General features: G+C 74.1%; 13 protein-coding genes. 4 read left to right on the top strand and 9 right to left on the bottom strand.

Annotated elements, in window-relative coordinates:
• Nucleotides 1-59: 59 nt before the first annotated feature.
• The 9 genes from egtC to G011_RS0101095 form a co-directional block, all read right to left on the bottom strand.
• Nucleotides 60-803, bottom strand: a complete 744-nt coding sequence (gene egtC, locus G011_RS0101135; RefSeq protein WP_019606848.1) for an ergothioneine biosynthesis protein EgtC — start codon at nt 801-803, stop codon at nt 60-62.
• Nucleotides 803-2,143 carry an ergothioneine biosynthesis protein EgtB gene (gene egtB, locus G011_RS0101130; RefSeq protein ID WP_019606847.1) on the bottom strand — a complete coding sequence of 447 codons (1,341 nt, stop codon included), beginning with the start codon at nt 2,141-2,143 and terminating at the stop codon, nt 803-805. Before egtB ends, egtC begins: the two co-directional genes overlap by 1 nt.
• The gene (egtA, locus tag G011_RS0101125; RefSeq protein ID WP_019606846.1) at nt 2,140-3,426 is read right to left on the bottom strand and encodes an ergothioneine biosynthesis glutamate--cysteine ligase EgtA; all 1,287 of its coding nucleotides are present in this window, start codon (nt 3,424-3,426) and stop codon (nt 2,140-2,142) included. The genes egtB and egtA overlap by 4 nt, the downstream gene beginning before the upstream one ends.
• Before the next feature lie 213 nt (nt 3,427-3,639).
• Nucleotides 3,640-4,548: an arylamine N-acetyltransferase gene (locus G011_RS0101120; protein WP_019606845.1), complete on the bottom strand. Its 909-nt coding sequence runs from the start codon at nt 4,546-4,548 to the stop codon at nt 3,640-3,642.
• Between the two features lie 145 nt (nt 4,549-4,693).
• Nucleotides 4,694-5,773 (bottom strand): ABC transporter ATP-binding protein, encoded by a 1,080-nt coding sequence (locus tag G011_RS0101115; RefSeq protein ID WP_019606844.1) that lies wholly within the window; start codon nt 5,771-5,773, stop codon nt 4,694-4,696.
• 34 nt (nt 5,774-5,807) lie between these two features.
• The gene (locus G011_RS0101110) at nt 5,808-6,830 is read right to left on the bottom strand and encodes an ABC transporter ATP-binding protein (protein ID WP_019606843.1); all 1,023 of its coding nucleotides are present in this window, start codon (nt 6,828-6,830) and stop codon (nt 5,808-5,810) included.
• Nucleotides 6,827-7,849: an ABC transporter permease gene (locus G011_RS0101105; RefSeq protein ID WP_019606842.1), complete on the bottom strand. Its 1,023-nt coding sequence runs from the start codon at nt 7,847-7,849 to the stop codon at nt 6,827-6,829. Before G011_RS0101105 ends, G011_RS0101110 begins: the two co-directional genes overlap by 4 nt.
• Nucleotides 7,846-8,916, bottom strand: a complete 1,071-nt coding sequence (locus G011_RS0101100) for an ABC transporter permease (RefSeq protein ID WP_019606841.1) — start codon at nt 8,914-8,916, stop codon at nt 7,846-7,848. The genes G011_RS0101105 and G011_RS0101100 overlap by 4 nt, the downstream gene beginning before the upstream one ends.
• Nucleotides 8,913-10,808, bottom strand: a complete 1,896-nt coding sequence (locus tag G011_RS0101095) for an ABC transporter substrate-binding protein (RefSeq protein ID WP_019606840.1) — start codon at nt 10,806-10,808, stop codon at nt 8,913-8,915. The genes G011_RS0101100 and G011_RS0101095 overlap by 4 nt, the downstream gene beginning before the upstream one ends.
• A gap of 393 nt (nt 10,809-11,201) precedes the next feature.
• On the opposite strand from G011_RS0101095, the gene G011_RS0101090 reads away from it, so the two are divergent.
• The 4 genes from G011_RS0101090 (at nt 11,202) to G011_RS0101075 (ending at nt 16,980) form a co-directional block, all read left to right on the top strand.
• The gene (locus G011_RS0101090; RefSeq protein ID WP_013151683.1) at nt 11,202-11,915 is read left to right on the top strand and encodes a metal-dependent hydrolase; all 714 of its coding nucleotides are present in this window, start codon (nt 11,202-11,204) and stop codon (nt 11,913-11,915) included.
• A 158-nt stretch (nt 11,916-12,073) separates the two neighbouring features.
• A complete protein-coding gene (locus G011_RS0101085) occupies nt 12,074-12,733 on the top strand; it encodes an O-methyltransferase (RefSeq protein WP_019606838.1) in 660 nt (219 codons plus the stop codon).
• A gap of 102 nt (nt 12,734-12,835) precedes the next feature.
• Nucleotides 12,836-13,993, top strand: a complete 1,158-nt coding sequence (locus G011_RS0101080; RefSeq protein WP_013151681.1) for an exonuclease SbcCD subunit D — start codon at nt 12,836-12,838, stop codon at nt 13,991-13,993.
• On the top strand, nt 13,993-16,980 hold the full coding sequence (locus G011_RS0101075; RefSeq protein WP_019606836.1) for an AAA family ATPase: 2,988 nt from the start codon (nt 13,993-13,995) through the stop codon (nt 16,978-16,980). The genes G011_RS0101080 and G011_RS0101075 overlap by 1 nt, the downstream gene beginning before the upstream one ends.
• Nucleotides 16,981-16,985 lie beyond the last annotated feature (5 nt).

Raw genomic sequence — 16,985 nt, 5'->3', positions numbered from 1 at the left:
TCCTGTGTCCCCGAAGATGTACCCGGGACAGGTGGTGTCGGAAAAATGGGCGGAGCCGGTCAGTCGATCGGGCGGACCTCGGTGCGCTCCCCCGTGGCCGCGACCACCGAGTCCTGGGGGACCTCGCGCCATCCGGGGGCGTCGTCGAAGGGCTCGGAGGCCAGGAAGACCCCGCCGTCCGGCTCGCGCAGGGTGAACAGGGTGTCCCCGGCCGCGGTGGCGGCGAGGGTATGGCCGTCGCTGGCCAGCAGGTTGTAGCGGCCCCCGGAGTGCTTGCGGGCCTCGCGGACCACGGTGGCCAGGGTTTCGGACAGGTTCTGGGAGTCGCGCCACAGTCGCACGGTGTGCGCGAACAGCGGTGCGGAGTCCAGGGGGGCGCGGGCGTCCAGCACGCCGCGGGGCGGGGGCGTGGCGAACGCGGCGGTGAGCGCCTCGTCGTCCTCCACCGCGCCGTTGTGGCTGAACAGCAGCCGGTCGGCGCGGAAGGGCTGGGCGCCCGACTCCTCCGAGCCGAACCCGACGGTGGCGTCGCGCACGGCGGCCACCACGCACCCGGAGGCGATGGCGCGGGCGGCGTCGGCGAAGGAGGCGTCACCCCAGACGGGCATGGCGCGGCGGTAGCGCAGCGGTTCGGCGGGGCCGTCCCCCGGGAGGTACCAGCCGACCCCGAACCCGTCGGCGTTGACGGTGCCGTACCGCTGCATGCGCGGCGCCCAGGACTGGACGTGCAGTGAGTGGGGCGCCGCGTACAGCAGGTCGTGCAGCGTGCGCGGCGGCCCTAGGTAGGCGAGGTGCCGGCACATCAGGCGGGTTCCGCGTCGCGCGCGCAGCGGAAACCGCTGAAGATCTGCCGGCGGATCGGGTGGTCCCAGTTGCGGAACGTGGCGCGGGCCGCCGTGGGGTGGGTGGCCCAGGAGCCGCCCCGCAGCACCTTGTACCCGTCGTCGAAGAACACCTCCGAGTACTCCTCGTACGGGAAGGCGCGGAACCCCGGGTAGCCGGTGAAGGTGGTGGAGGTCCACTCCCACACGTCGCCGACCAGCTGCTGGACCCCCAGCGGCGAGGCGCCGTCGGGGTGGCGCCCGGCCGGGGAGGGGGCGAGCCTGCGCTGGCCCAGGTTGGCGTGGCCGGGACCGGGCTCGGTGTCGCCCCACGGGTAGCGCCGGGTCCGGCCGCTGACCGGGTCGAAGCGCGCGGCCTTCTCCCACTCGGGTTCGCTCGGCAGGCGCTTGCCCGCCCAGGCGGCGTAGGCCCGGGCCTCGTGGAAGCACACGTGCTGCACGGGCTCGTCGGGGGGCACCATCTCCTGACGGCCGAACCGGCGGCGCGACCACCCGGTCCCCTCCCGGGTCCAGAAGGCCGGGGAGACCGCTCCCCGCTTCTCCTTCCACTCCCAGCCGTCGCGGGTCCACCAGCGGCGGGTCTGGTAGCCGCCGTCGTCCATGAACTCCTGGTAGGCGGCGTTGGTCACGAGGGCGGTGTCGATCCAGTAGGGGCCCAGGTCGACGGTGCGCGCGGGGCGCTCGTTGTCGTAGGCCCAGGGGTCGTCGTCGGTGCCCATGGTGAACGGCCCCTCGGGCACGAACACCTCGTCCCGGACCGGCGGGCGCAGCGCGGTGACGGGCGCGGCCTCCTCCAGCAGGACGGGCTCGCCCCTGCGGAGCTGGTGGGTGGCGAGCATGGTCTCGTCGTGCTGGTGCTCGTGCTGGATGACCATGTGGAAGACGAACCCGGCGTCCAGCAGGGAGCGTTCGCCGTCCGGGCCGGTCTCCACCCGGGTGAGGTCGGCGGACTCCAGCGCGTCGAGCACCTCCCTGCGCACGCGCGCGTTGTAGTCGCGGGCCTCCTCGGGCCGCAGCAGCGGGAGGCTGACCCTTTCGGCGCGCGGGTTCTCGAAGGCGTCGTAGAGGGTGTCGATGTCGGGGCGCAGCGCCTCACGGCCCCCCGCGGCGCGCAGCAGCCACTGCTCCTCGTAGTTGCCCACGTGCGCCAGGTCCCAGACCAGCGGCGACATCAGGGGCGAGTGCTGGGCGAGCAGCTCCTCCTCGTCGAGGGCGTGGAGGGTCAGCCCGTTGCTGCGGTCCCTCGCCCGGTCGAGTTCGGCGGCGATGCGCTCCTTGGCGCGCTCCTGTTCGTGGTTCACCGTGCTCCTTCCACGTGTCCGGGGTCCGCGGCCGCGGACCGTACGCGTTCCCCCCGCGCCGGGCGCGGCACGGGCACGGACGGCCGGGTGTCGGCGGGGCTGAGCCCGCGCCGCGTGTGGTGGTCGGCGTAGCCGTCGACCAGCGCGGCCAGGGAGGCGGCGCCCATGCGGGGCAGGGCCTCGACCGCGGCGTCGAAGCAGGCGCGGGCGCACCGGGCCACGTCGGGGTCGGCCATGCCCAGGCGCGCCGAACGCAGCCACAGGTGGCGGTCGGGGAAGCGCCCCCCGCACAGCTCCTCGGTGGCCTCCTCGGCCGCGGCGCGGGCGCGGGGGTCGTCGACCAGGGCGGCGGCGAGCGCCACAGGGACCGGCCACCAGCGCACGGGCAGCGCGTCGATCATCCGCAGTTCCCACCAGCCGCGCGGGCGCACGGGCGGGAAGAGTGTGCTGAGGTGGAACTCCAGGTCGGCCCGGGTGGCCGGGCGCGGACCCTGCCCGTCGAGCCACTGGGCGAAGGTGAGGCCCGGGTCGGGGGTCCAGGGGCCCTCGCCTCCGGGGACGGCCATGACCCTGGCGGCCAGCGCGTACTCGGCCCACGCCGTGGCGGGGTCGGCGGGGCTGCCCGCGTCCAGGACGGGCCGGGTGCGGGTGGCGTCGGTGGCCGCCCAGATCGCCCAGCGGGTGGACTTCCACCCGGTGGGGCGGCCCCGCCAGACGGCGGAGTTGGCGAAGGCGGCGACGAGCACCGGGCCGAGCCGGTGGACGAGTTCCCAGCGGTCGCGGACGTCGGCGGCGTCCTCCCCCGTGTCCAGGCACACCTGGAGCGAGGCGGTGCTGCACATCATGGTGTAGCCGCTGGGCTGGCGGTGGTGGGCGAAGAAGCGCTCCATGGCCGTGTAGCGGGCTTCACGGAGCTGGCGCCGGGGCGGGCGGGCGGGGTCGAGGGCCGTCTCGACCAGGTGGAGCCCGGCCTCGGCGAGTGCCTTGCCGATGTGGTCCAGGTCGGCGGAGAGCGCCGCGTGCGCCCGGGCCGGTCCCGGAAGGGCGGGTGAGCTGAGTTCGAGCTGTCCGCCGGGTTCGAAGGTGACGCGGCTTCCCGAGGGCGGTGGGCCGCAGGACTCCACCAGGGCCGCGAGGCGGTCGACGGGAACGGGTGCGGTCGGGTCCGCGGAGTCGGCGACCAGCCATTCGGTCTCGGCTCCGACCTTGCCGGGAGGGCCGGTCTTGAAGCAGACGCCGTTGATGTACTCGTGGACGTCTTCCGTGGTCATGTGGTGGGCCATGGGCTGTCCCCTCGCGAACGGCCGCCCCCGCCGGGCGGCGCCCCGAGGATCCTGCCCATCCGGCCGTCATGCCGAACGTGCGTGTTGTCCACGACTCTCCGCTGATGTCCGGACACTTCCGATACGGGTGGGGAGGCTGGGCGGCGGGACGCCAGGTGGTACCGGCCGTCGCGGTGGGTGGGCGCACTCCCACCCACCGATGTGTGATGCCGCTCACATGCCGGTGAACTCCCGGAGGCGCTTCTCGACGACGGCCCGTTCGTCCTGGTCAAGGCCGATGCCGAACACCTCCTGCAACACCTGTCCCACCTCCTCCACGGGCACCTCGCGTTCCGTGCGGGTGCCGTCGGGTGCGGCGGTGGTGAGGGTGGTGTCCATCAGCATGTGCTGGGCGCCCGGTCCGATGCGCTGGACCATCAGCCTGCCCAGGAACGGGGAACGCGGGTGGGTGACCAGGTGGTGGTTGAAGATCGCGTAGTCCTGGCGCACCATCGCGGTGGCCGCGAAGGAGTAGAGCGGACGCCAGCCGCGGCCGTCGAAGGAGCGCAGCAGCCACTCGTCCTCGCCCACCTCGGACACGCGGTCCAGCCGCAGGCCCCAGCCGCCCTGGACCTCCTGGTGGCCGTCGGCGAAGGGGACCGGCTCCAGCAGGCCGCTGCCGAAGCCGACGTCGGCCAGCCACGGCCCCTCCTCCAGGTCCACCCGCAGCAGGGCGTGCGTGGCCGGGCGCGGGGCTCCCGCGCCGCCGGAGAGCACCCGGGCGGCGAAGCCGGTGACGGAGAAGCCCAGCCGGTCCAGCACGGCCGCCAACAGCAGGTTCTGCTCGTAGCAGTAGCCGCCCCTGTGCCCCAGGACCATCTTGTCCACCAGCGCGGGGACGTCCAGAGGGACGGGGCGGCCCAGGACGAGCTGGAGGTTCTCGAAGGGGATGGCGGCCAGGTGCGCGCGGTGCACGGCGCGCAGGGTCTCCAGGGTGGGCGGCAGGTCGCCGGACAGGCCCACGCGGACCAGGTAGGCGTCCAGGTCCAGTTCCCGGCCGTGCCAGAAGTCGCGGTCGGTGGTGAGGAGGGAGGGCCGGGGCGCGGGAGCCAGGGTGTCGGAAACGAGGGTTTCGTGCGTCATGTCGAATCCGAACCGGCCCCATAAAAGCCCTATTCCGGACGAATCACTCTTTTCTCCTGTCCCAAAACGGTCACGGAAAACAGGAATGGAAAGGGATGACGTGGAGACGTCCTGGTCAGCGCGGCGGAGGAGGCCCCACACCGCCTCAACCGGAGGCCGGTTCCCCCTCGCGCACGCGTCCGGCGGCGTCGGACGCCGCCCAGTGGCAGGCCACCCGCCGCTCGGCGCCGCCCCCCAGGATCGCCGGGTCCACGGTGCGGCAGCGGTCGGCCACCCCGGCGCGTTCGGCCTCACCGGAGGCCAGCACCGGGCAACGCGGATGGAAGCGGCAGCCCCGGGGCACCCGCTTGGGGTCCGGCGGCTCGCCGGAGAGCACCACCGGTTCCCCGTCCGCCTCGGGCAGCACCGACAGCAGCGCCCGGGTGTAGGGGTGGGCGGGAGCGGACAGGACCTCCTCCACGGTGCCCAGCTCCACCACGCGCCCCAGGTACATCACCGCGACCCGGTCGGCGATGTTCCAGGCCAGGCCCAGGTCGTGCGTGGCCACCAGGGCCGACAGCCCCAGGTCGGCGCGCAGGTCCAGGAGCAGCCGCAGGATCTCGCCGCGCACCGACGCGTCCAGGGAGGCCACCGGCTCGTCGGCCACCAGCACCTCGGGGTCCAGGATGAGCGCACCGGCGATCACCACGCGCTGGCGCTGGCCGCCCGACAGCTCGTGCGGGTAGCGGGGGAAGAACCGGTCCGGCGGGCGCAGGCCCGCCTTGGACAGCGCCGCGCCGACCCGCTCGGCCTCGTCGGACACGGTGCCCTCGTGGATGCGCAGCCCCTCGGCCACGGACTCGTAGACGGTGCGGCGCGGGTTGAGCGACCCGGTGGGGTCCTGCTGCACCAGTTGCACCCGGCGGCGGTAGCGGCGCATGTCGCGGGAGCCGTAGCGCAGCGGGGCGCCCTCGAAGGCCACGTCGCCGCCCGTGGGCCGCTCCAGGCCCAGCAGGACGCGGGCCAGGGTGGTCTTGCCGCAGCCGGACTCCCCCACCAACGCCACGATCTCGCCCGCGGAGACGTCGAGGTTGACGCCGTCCACGGCGCGGGCGGTGCCCCGGCCGCCGCCGGGGGCGAACCCGGCCGCGAAGGCGACCTCCACCCCACGGGCGCTCAGGACGGGGACCGACTCCTCCCCGCGGGTGGGCGGTGTCTCGTGGGGGTCGGTCTCGGTGGTGCTCACGGGCGCGTCTCCTCGGTGGGTGCGGCGGTCGCGGTCACGGACGGCCCCCGTCGTCCCCGGTGGCGGTCAGCGGCCGGGCGGGGCCCACGTGCACGCACGCCGCCTGCCTGGTGGACGCGCCCCCGGCGTCGGGGTCCACCGGCCACAGGGGCGGGTCGACCGTGGCGCACACAGTCTCGGCCACCGCGCAGCGCGGCCGGAACACGCAGCCCGAGGGCGGGTCCGCCGGGTCGGGCGGGTCGCCGGGCAGGCCCCGGGGCGCCAGGCGCGAGGCCGGGTCGCCGATCCGGGGGAAGGCGGCGCTGAGCGCGCCGGCGTAGGGGTGCGCGGGTTCGTGCACGACCTCCCGGGCCGGTCCCTGCTCCACGATCCGGCCCGCGTACATGACCGCGACCCGGTCGCAGGTCGAGGCCAGGACCGACAGGTCGTGGCTGATCATCAGCATGCCGATGCCGTGCTCGGCGACGAGCCGCCGCAGCAGGGCCAGGATCTGGGCCTGGATCATCACGTCCAGGGCGGTGGTGGCCTCGTCGGCGATGACCAGGCGCGGCTCGCAGGCCAGCGCCATCGCGATCATGGCCCGCTGGCGCTGCCCGCCGGACAGCTGGTGGGGGTAGTCGCGGGCGCGGGAGGCGGGCAGGCCGACCTGTTCGAGCAGCGCGCCGACGCGGGCGGGCGCCTCCGCCGCGGGGACCGTGCCGTGCACGCTCATCGGCTCGGCGATCTGCTGTCCGATCCGCCGGACCGGGTTGAGCGAGTGCATGGCGCCCTGGAAGACGATGGAGGCGCCCGCCCAGCGGACCGCGCGCAGGCGGCCCCAGCGCATGTCCAGGACGTTCTCGCCCTCCAGCAGGACCTCGCCGGAGATGCGCGCGGTCTCGGGCAGCAGGCGCAGCAGGGCCAGGGCCACGGTGGACTTGCCGCTGCCCGACTCCCCCGCCAGGCCCAGGGTGTCGCCGGGGTCCAGGGACAGGTCCACGCCGCGCACGGCGGGGACGTCGCCGCCGCCCGTGCGGTAGGTGACGCGCAGGTCGCGGACGTCGAGGAGGGAGGTCAACGCTGCTCCCGGAGTCGCGGGTTGATGACGGATTCGAGGGCCCGGCCGCACAGTGTGAAGGACAGCGCGACCACGGCGATCGCCAGGCCGGGCGGAACCATGTACCACCAGATCCCGGAGCTGATCGCGCCCGCGTTGCGGGCCGCGTCCAGGATGCCTCCCCAGGAGATCGTCGTGGGGTCTCCCACGCCCAGGAAGGCCAGCGTGGACTCGGCGATGATCGAGGTGGCCACGAGCAGGGTGGTCTGGGCGAGCACGACCGGCATGACGTTGGGCAGGACGTGCCAGAGCATGACGTGGCCGTGGCCGCCGCCCAGGGCGCGGGCCCGCTCCACGTAGGGGCGCGCCTCCACCGCGAGGGTCTGGGCGCGCACCAGGCGCGCCGTGGCGGGCCAGACGGTCAGGCCGATGGCGATGATGATGGTTCCGGTGCCGCGCGGCAGCACGGCGGCCAGCGCGACGGCCAGGACGAGCGTGGGCAGGACCAGGAACCAGTCGGTGACGCGCATGAGCGCGGAGGACACGAACCGCCCCGCGGGGCCGCCGGAGGCGCCGAAGTGCCCGGCGGTGACCCCGACCAGGGTGCCCAGGACCACGGAGACGGCCGTGGCCAGGAAGCCCACCGTGAGCGAGACCCGTGAGCCCCAGACGACCAGGTCCAGGATGGAGCGGCCGAAGTTGTCGGTGCCGAGCGGGAACCGCGCGCTGGGCTCCTCGTAGGCGGTGCCCGGCGCGCCGGTGACGGTGAGGTCGGCCTGGTCGACGAAGAGCGGCGCGGTCAGGGCCAGGGCTCCGATGGCCAGCAGCGCGGTCAGGCCGACCAGCCCGGCGCGGTTGCGGGCGTACTCGCGGGCGAAGCGGCGCAGGGCCTCCTGGCGGCGTCTGCGGGCCAGGACGCGGGGCGAGGGCGGTGTGGTCGTCGGCGGCGGTGCGGTCGCCGTGGCGGCGCCCTCCGGCCGGGCGGAGGGGCCGTTCTCCCCGTCGCTCGGGCTGCCGGGCGTCCCGGCGGGGGCGTTCACGGGCGCACCCGGGGGTCGAGCAGCGGGTACACCAGGTCGGCGAGCAGGTTCATGAGGATCACCGAGGCCGCGAACACCACGAACAGGCCCTGGACGAGGCCGAGGTCGGGTACGCGCAGGCCGGAGTAGAAGAGCTGTCCGAGGCCGGGCCAGGAGAACACGGTCTCCACGAGGATCACCCCGGACACGACCTGTCCGAGGTTGAGGAACAGGAGCGTCACCGTGGGCAGCAGGGCGTTGGGCACGGCGTGCCTGCGCCGCACCAGGGCGTCGCGCAGGCCCTTGGCGCGCGCGGTGGTGAGGTAGTCGGCGCCCTTCTCGTCCATGAGCGAGGAGCGCATGATCATCAGGTACTGGGCGTAGATGACCGCGACCATGGTGGTGACGGGCAGCACCATGTGCCAGGCGGTGTTCAGCACGGTCTCCAGGCCCCCGCCGGTGCGGGGGTCGACCATGCCGCCGGTCGGGAACATGCCGGGCACGAACCCGCGCCCCGAGGCCAGGAAGACGATGAGCAGCAGGCCGAGCCAGAACGTGGGCACCGACCAGAAGAACAGGGCGACGGCGGTGTTGGCCCGGTCCGAGCGGCTGCCCGGCCTCCAGCCCGCCCGGGCTCCCAGGAACAGGCCCAGCAGCGCGGCGATGACCGTGCCGGTCCCGGCGAGCAGGATGGTCGGGCCGAGCCGGTCCAGGATGAGTTCGGCGACGGGTTCGTGGTACTGGAAGGACTCACCCAGGTCGAGGCGCAGCAGGCCGAGCGCGTAGTCGAGGAACTGCTGCCACAGCGGCTGGTCGAGCCCGAACTGGCGGCGCAGCTCCTCGCGCTGCTCGGCGGTGACCTCGCGGCCCTCGGTCATGGCGCGGACGGGGTCGCCGGGCAGGATCCGGAAGAGGAAGAACCCGGCGACGACCACGGCGGCCAGGGAGACCACCGCGGTCGTCAGGCGTCCGGCCACGTAGCGCGCGGCGCGCCGGGCGCGGCCCGGTCCGGCGGGTTCGACCGGGGAGGGGGCGGCGGTCGCCTCCTCCCCGGGCGGGCCTCCCGCGGCGGTGGGAGTAGTGGTCACTCGCGGTCCTCCATGGTGGAACGTCGGCGCAGCAGCAGGAAGCCCCCGACCGCGGCGAGGACGAGCACGACGGCCCCGACGCCGATCCAGACCCCGGCGGAGGGACCGGAGGCCGCGCCCGCGGTCCGCTCGGCGGCGGGTTCGGCCGACCACCAGGCCCAGTAGCCGTCCTGGCCCCAGATGTTGCCGCCCTCGGCGGGCTCGTACTGGATGGAGGCGATGTGGTCGGTGCGGTAGGCCTCCATGATGTTGGGGTAGGCCAGCACGTTCACGACGGCCTCGCGGTAGAGGACCTCCTGGAGCTGGTGGATGGTCTCCGCGCGGGCCTGGCGGTCGTACTCGGCGAGCTGGGCCTCGTAGAGCTCGTCGTACTCCTCGTCGCAGAAGTAGGCGTCGCCCTGCATGGTGCCCGGCTCGGTGGGCAGGGCGCCGCAGGTGTGGATGCTCAGCACGTAGTCGGGGTCGGGGTTGACCGTCCAGCCGGTGAAGATGAGGTCGTACTCGCCCGCGAAGAGGGCGTCGCTGAGCACGCCGGGGTCGACGGTGAGGTTCTCCACCTCGATGCCGATGTCGGCCAGGCGCTCGACGATGACCAGCCCGGTGTTGACGTTGTCGGGCCGGTCCTGGTGGACGTGCATGCGCAGTTCGAGGCGGTCGCCCTCGGGTGAGACGCGCACGCCGTCCTCACCCCGCTCGTACCCGGCCTCGTCGAGCATCGCGTTGGCCGCCTCGGGGTCGAAGTCGAGGACGGCCTCCTCACCCTCGGGCGCCCAGTGGAAGTCCTCGTAGCGGGGCGGGATGTAGCCGCCCGCGGCCACGGCCTCGCCGCCGTGCGCCTTGTCGACGATCTCCTGGTTGTCGATGGCCATGACGATGGCCTGGCGCAGGGTGCGGTCGGCGAGGGCGGGGTGCCCGTCGCCGAACTCCTCCCCGTCCTGGGTGACCGCGCCGGGGTTGATGGTGAAGGCCTGGAAGCGCTTGCCGTCGGCGATGTTGACCTGGACGTCCTGCGCCGACTCCAGGGCGGCGGCCTGCGCCTGGGTGAGTTCGTAGACCAGGGAGACCTCGCCGCTGCGCAGCGCCTCCACCGCGGCGTCCTTCTCGGAGTAGTAGCGCAGGACGACCCGCTCGAAGGCGGGTGCGCCGCGCCAGTGGTCGGGGTTGGCCTCCAGGGTGATGGAGCGGCCCCGGTCGTGGCCGGTGAGGACGAAGGGGCCGCTGCCGACGGTCGGGAAGTCCTCGTTGCCGTAGTCGGCGAAGGCGTCGCCCTCGCGCTCCAGGATCGGCTCCCAGACGTGCCTGGGGACGATCGGGACGTTGAGGGAGGTCATGGTGGCCTGCGGCTCGTCGAGTTCGATGACCACGGTGTGGTCGTCCTCGGCGGTGACCGTGTCGAAGCCGGAGACGTAGTTGCCGTTGGCGACGGCCGCGGCCTCGTTCTCCATCATGGTGGTGAAGGTCCAGACCACGTCGTCGGCGGTCAGGGGCTCGTCGTCGGAGAACCGGACGCCCTCGCGCAGGTGGAAGGTCCAGGTGAGGCCGTCGTCGCTGGACTCCCAGGACTCGGCGAGGGAGGGGGCGGGCTGGTTCGTCTGGGGGTCGACCGTGAGGAGGGAGTCGTAGACGTGGCGCAGGACGTTGGTGGTGATCGCGAGCTGCGCGGTGAAGGGGTTGAAGGAGTCCACCTGCTGGGAGGTGGCAATGCTGAGGGTCTGGCCGTCGGAGGTGTCCGCGGCGGCGGGGGCCGCGGCGGTGCCCGCCAGGAGGAGCAGCGCGGCGGCCGTGGCGGCGGTGCGGCGCGGGGCCCGGCGCGCGAACGCGCCGGTGGAAGGGGCGTGGGGAGGGACGGTGCGGCGCACGGGGAAACCGGGGGGAGGGTGGTGGGCGTTCATGTGCGGCCCCTCCTGTCAGAGGATCGTGGGTCGGTGGCACGCCACCTGGGGGTTGGTGGTTGTTTACCAACGGACGACGACGAGCGTCAACGACCTTCGTGGAGCGCCGTGACATCGGTTTGGATTCGGTCCGAAAAATGTCGCCGTAAAAGCGTCCGGAAACCGTCACCGGAAAAGTCCGGGACACGCGGGAAAAGGGCGGCCGGAGTGCGCGACCGGCCCGGAGGAGGCGCGGAGGGGCACACCGCGGGCCCGTGTTCCCACGGAGAGGGGTCGCGGTCACACGCTGGGTGGCGAAGGGGCGCCGCCGACCGTGTGCGCTGGGTGACCGGTGCGCCGTTGGCGGACACCCCGCGTTGGCAGTAAATGCCGTACTCCGCTACGGTTCCCGCCATGATGGGGCACTCGCACGCACTGAGCGGCGTGGTTGGCTGGATGGCGGTCGTTCCGCTGGTCCAGGGCAGGGAATTCCTCGGACTCAGCTTCCACCTGGGTCCCGGTGAGATCATCGCCGGTTCCCTGGTCTGTGCCGGTGCGGCCCTGCTGCCCGATCTGGACCACAAGAGCGCCACGGTGACCAAGACCTACGGCAAGGTCACCGAGGTGCTGAGCGGCATGCTGGGCTTCCTGTTCGGCGGGCACCGGATGGGAACGCACTCGTTCTTCTTCGCGGTGCTCATGGGCGTGCTGGTACAGCTGTTGGCGCTGTGGTCCGAGCTGGCCGTCCAGGTCTTCGTGTTCCTGCTGATCGGCATCGCCCTCCAGGGCCTGGGCTTCGGCCTGGACAAGAACAAGGTCGCGTCGGGGGTCATCAACGCGATGGCCACGGCGGGCATCACGCTGGCGCTGTTCACCGCCGGGGTGAACTACAGCTGGCTGGGCCTGGCGGTGGCCTTCGGCGTGGTCCTGCACTTCTTCGGCGACATGATCACCAAGATGGGCGTGCCCATCTTCTGGCCCTTCTTCAAGAAGCGCTTCGGGCAGGGGAAGGGCTTCGTCACCGACGGCCCCGTCGAGCAGAAGTTCGTCACCCCGCTGCTGACCATCGGCGTCATCGTGGGGACCATCTACCTGTTCGACTGGCCCGCGCTGCTGCCCGAGTACTGACCGGGGCCGGGGGCGCGGTGACGTCCCCGCGCTGCTGCCCCGGGGACCGTGTCAGGCCCCACCACGCATCCCGCTGCCGCCGGGTCCGGCTCCCGTAGCCCTCCCCGTGACGGCCCGGCACCTGTCGGCCGGGCCCCGGCTGGCCTAGGCTGTCGGGCGTGACACGATCCACAGAGGGCCTCAGCCCCGAACTGCACGCCTACGTCGTCGAGCACAGCGAGCCCGTGGACGAGGTCCTGGCGGACCTGGCCGAGGAGACCGCGCGGCTGTTCCCGGACCACCGGGGCATGCAGATCGGCCCCGAGCAGGGCGCCTTCACCACGATGCTCACGCGGATCTGCGGCGCGCGGGAGGTGGTGGAGATCGGGACCTTCACCGGCTACTCGTCGATCTGCTTCGCGCGCGGCCTCCCCGAGGGCGGCCGCCTCTTGGCCCTGGACGTCAGCGAGGAGTGGACCTCCGTGGCCCGGCGGTACTGGGAGCGCGCCGGGGTCGCGGACAGGATCACCCTGAGGCTGGGCCCGGCCCTGGAGTCGCTGCGGGAGCTTCCCGAGGAGCCGCGCTTCGACCTGGCCTTCGTGGACGCCGACAAGGAGGGCTACGTCGGCTACTGGGAGGAGCTCGTCCCCCGCGTCCGGTCGGGCGGCCTGATCCTGGCCGACAACACCCTCTCCCACGGGCGGGTGGTGGACCGCGAGAACACCTCGGCGGCCGTACGGGGGATCCGCGACTTCAACGACCGGCTGGTCTCCGACGAGCGCGTCACACAGGTGCTGCTGCCCATCGGCGACGGCCTCACCCTCGCCCGCAAGCACTGACACCCCGGGTTCCGAGGCACCGACGCGCCCCGGAGGGCGCCGACCCCCGAGGTTGTCCACAGGACGGCTCTCGTCCCGCACGCCAGGGGCCAGGCTTCGGTAATGTCCAGTGCCATGCGCCTGCTGCACACCTCGGACTGGCACCTGGGCCGCTCCTTCCACCGGGAGAACCTCATCGACGCCCAGGCGGCCTTCCTGGACCACCTCGTCGACACCATCCGCGAACACCGGGTCGACGTGGTGGTCGTGGCCGGTGACCTCTACGACCGTGCCCTGCCGTCGGTGGACGCGGTCCGGCTCTTCGACCGTGCCCTGGGCCGGATCCGCGAGACCGGGGCCCGGGCCGTCCTCATCAGCGGCAACCACGACTCCATGGCGCGGATGTCCTTCGCCACCGGTCTCATCGACGCCTCCGGCGTCCACCTGCGCAGTTCCCTGGACGGTGTCGGCACGCCCGTGGTCATCGAGGACGAGCACGGGCCCGTGGCCTTCTACGGCATCCCCTACCTGGAACCGGAGATCGCGCGCCACCACTGGGACCTGCCCGAGCGGGGGCACGCGGCGGCGCTCGGGCACGCCATGGACCTGGTGCGCGCCGACCTCGCCGAGCGGCCCGGCACCCGGTCAGTGGTCCTGTCGCACGCGTTCGTGACCGGCGGCGAGCCCTCCGACAGCGAACGCGACATCTCGGTGGGCGGCGCCTCGCACGTGCCGGTCCCGGTCTACGACGGGGTCGACTACGTGGCCCTGGGCCACCTGCACGGGCGGCAGACCATCACCCCGTCCGTGCGCTACTCGGGCAGCCCGCTGGCCTACTCCTTCTCCGAGGAGCACCACGTCAAGGGCTACTGGCTGGTGGACCTGGACGCCGACGGCCTCGCCGGCGCCGAGTTCGCCGCGGCGCCCGTCCCCCGCCCCCTGGCCCGTATCCGCGGCCGGATCGAGGACCTGCTCACCCGCCCCGAGTGGGAGTCCCGCACCGGCCACTGGCTCCAGATCACCCTGACCGACCCGCGCCGCCCCGCCCACCCCATGGACCGGCTGCGCGAACGCTTCCCCCACGTCCTGGTCTTGGACTTCGCCCCCGAGGGCGGCGCCCCCGACACCCGTCCGATCGCCGCCTCCGTCGCCGACCGCAGCGAGCGCCAGGTGGTCGGCGACTTCGTGGAGTGGGCCCGCGGCACCCCCGCCACCCCCGAGGAGGAGGCCCTCGTGAACACCGCCGTCGAGCAGGTCCGGCTCCAGGAGGGGACGCGCTGATGCGGCTGCACACCCTCACCGTCCAGGCGTTCGGCCCGTTCGCCGGCACCGAGAAGGTGGACTTCGACCGCCTCAGCGCGGGCGGCCTCTTCCTCATCCACGGCCCCACCGGCGCGGGCAAGACCACCGTGCTGGACGCGGTGTGCTTCGCCCTGTACGGCAACGTGCCGGGCGCCCGCGGCAAGGACCGCTCCCCCAAGAGCGACCACGCCCCGCTGGACGCCGAGCCCAGGGTGGTCCTGGAGTTCACGGTCCAGGGGCGCCGCATCTGGATCGAGCGCAAGCCGCGCTGGGACCGCCCCAAGAAGCGGGGCACCGGCACGGTGTCGCAGAACACCAAGGTCGTCGTCAAGGAGTTCACCGGCGGCAGGTGGGAGGGCGTCACCACCCGCCCCGACGAGGCGGGGCAGTTCGTCGGCGACCTGCTGGGCCTGACCCTCGCGCAGTTCTGCCAGACCGTCATGCTCCCCCAGGGCGACTTCGCGCGGTTCCTGCGCGCCAAGTCCGAGGAGCGCCGCGAGTCCCTGGAGCGCATCTTCAACACCCGGCTGTTCCGGGACGTGGAGACGTGGCTGGGAGCGCACGCCAAACGGCTCGAACACGAGGTCCGGACGGCCGACGCCCAGGTGCGCGCGGTCGCGGACCGCATCGCCGAGGTCGGCGGGTCCCGGGCCCCCGAACCGCCCGAGGAGCTGTCGTCCTGGGCCGCGGAGCTGGCCTGCGTCACCGCCGCGACCGCGCACGACGCCGGTCGGGTGGCCGGGGAGTTCACCGGGGCCCGTGAGGAGGCCCAGCGCGCCCTGTCCGAGGGGCGTGAGCTGCGCGCGCTCCAGGAGCGGGTGGCCGCCGCCCGCGGGCGCCGCGCCCAGCTGGCCGAGCACACCGCGTGGCGGGCCGCGCTCGACGCCCAGCTCGACGACGCCGAGCGCGCCGAGTCGGTGCTGCCCTTCCTGCGCGCCCGCGACAACCGCCGCACCGAGCTGGACAAGGCGGAACTCGCCGTCGCCGACCACCTGGCGCTCGTGGGCGGGCTGCCCGGCTTCTCCGCGCGGTCCGACGAGGCGGCGCCGCGCGAGGAGCTGGGCGCCGCCGAGCGGGAGCGCCGGGACGAACTCGCCCGTCTGGACGCGCTGCGCGCGGACGCCGAGCGCCGCCGGTCCCTGGGCCGCTCCGTCACCGCGCTCACGGGGCGCCTGGACGAGATCGCCGCGCAGCTGGAGCGCCAGCGCGCGCTGGCCGCCTCCCTGCCCACCCGGGTGGAGGCGCTCACCGCCGAGCTGCGGCGCCTCCACGACCAGGCCGGGCAGGAGGGGGCCGCCGAGACCGCCCTGGCCGCCGCCCGAAGGCGCCTCGACGCCGCCGCCGAGTACGAGCGCCTGGGCCGGGAGCTCTCGGAGGCGCAGGAGCGCCACCGGGAGGCCGTGGACGGGGCCCAGGCCGCCCGCGACCGCGCCCTCGACCTGCGCGAGCGCCGGATCACCCACATGGCCGCCGAACTGGCGTCCGGCCTGGTCGACGGGGAGCCGTGCGCGGTGTGCGGGTCGGTGGCGCACCCCTCCCCCGCCCGGCCCTCCGGCGAGGGCCTGGTCTCCGCGGAGGAGGAGCGGCGGGCCCAGGCGGCCGCCGACGCCGCGGCCTCGCGCCGCGCGGAGGCCGAGAGCGCCGCGGTGGCCCTGCGGGAGCGGCGCACCGCCGCGCGGGAACGCGCCGAGGACGCCACCGCCGACACCGCCCGCCAGGAGGTGGAGGCGCACACCGCGGCGCTGGTGGAGGCCCGGGCCGCCGCCGGTGAGGCCAGGCGGGTGGAGGAGGAGCTGGAGCGCACCACCGGCGACCTGGAGCGCGCCCGCACCCGCGAGGGCGAGCTGGTCCGGCAGGAGGCCCAGGTCGGGGCCGACCGGGACAACGCCGTCCGCGAGCACGGGAGGCTGACCGCGCTGCTGGACCGGGCGCGCGGGGACGACGCCGGGCTGGACGAACGGATCGCCAGGCTGGGCGGCGAGGCCGACCTGCTGCGCGCCGCGGCCGAGGCGGCCGTCAACCGCGACCGCGCGGCCGACGAACTGCGCGCCGCCGTCGCCGAGGCCGAGCGGCAGCGGGCCGAGGCCCGCTTCGCCGACGAGGCCGGGGTGTGGGAGGCCGCGCTGGACGAGGATCGGCGCCGCGCGCTGCGCGAACGCGCCCGCTCCTTCGACGACGCCCTGGCCGCCGTCGAGGCGTCGCTGGCCGATCCGGAGCTGACCACGGCCGGGGAGCTGCCCGTCCCCGACCTGGAGGAGCTGGCCCGTGCCGCGCGAACCGCGTCGGAGGCCGCCGACCGCGCGGTGGCCTGGCGGAGCATGCTGGAGGAGCGGGCGCGTCGGCTCGCCTCCCTGCGCGGGGAGCTGGACCTGCGGCTGAGGGACTGCGAACCGGCGCTGCGCCGCTACGCGGTGGCCGAGGGGCTGCGCGGCCTGACCGCCGGAACCTCCTCCGACAACGCCGACAACGTGCGCCTGTCGGCGTACGTGCTGGCGGCCCGCCTGGAGCAGGTGGTGGCCGCCGCCAACGACCGCCTGGTGACGATGTCGGACGGCCGGTACGAACTGCGGTACACGGTGGACAAGGCCGCCGGGGACGGACGCGCGCGTTCGGCCGGCGGCCTGGGCATGCGGGTCGTGGACGCCTGGACGGGTGTGGAGCGCGACCCGGCCACGCTCTCGGGCGGGGAGACGTTCTTCAGCTCTCTGGCGCTGGCCCTGGGGCTGGGCGACGTGGCCAGTGCCGAGGCGGGCGGCGCCGACATCGACACGCTGTTCGTGGACGAGGGGTTCGGAACGCTGGACGAGGACACCCTGGAGGAGGTGCTGGACGTCCTGGACCGGCTGCGGGACGGCGGCCGGGCGGTGGGCGTGGTGAGCCACGTCGCCGACCTGCGGCAGAGGGTGTCCACCCGGCTGAGGGTGGTCAAGACGGCGGCGGGCTCGCGGGTGGAGCACACCGGCTGAGCGCG

It is taken from the genome of Nocardiopsis sp. CNS-639 (assembly GCF_000381685.1).
In the GTDB taxonomy this organism is placed as follows: domain Bacteria; phylum Actinomycetota; class Actinomycetes; order Streptosporangiales; family Streptosporangiaceae; genus Nocardiopsis; species Nocardiopsis dassonvillei.
The sequence above is the reverse complement of the archived record's forward strand: the minus strand, read 5'-3'. Positions and strand labels throughout refer to the sequence as shown.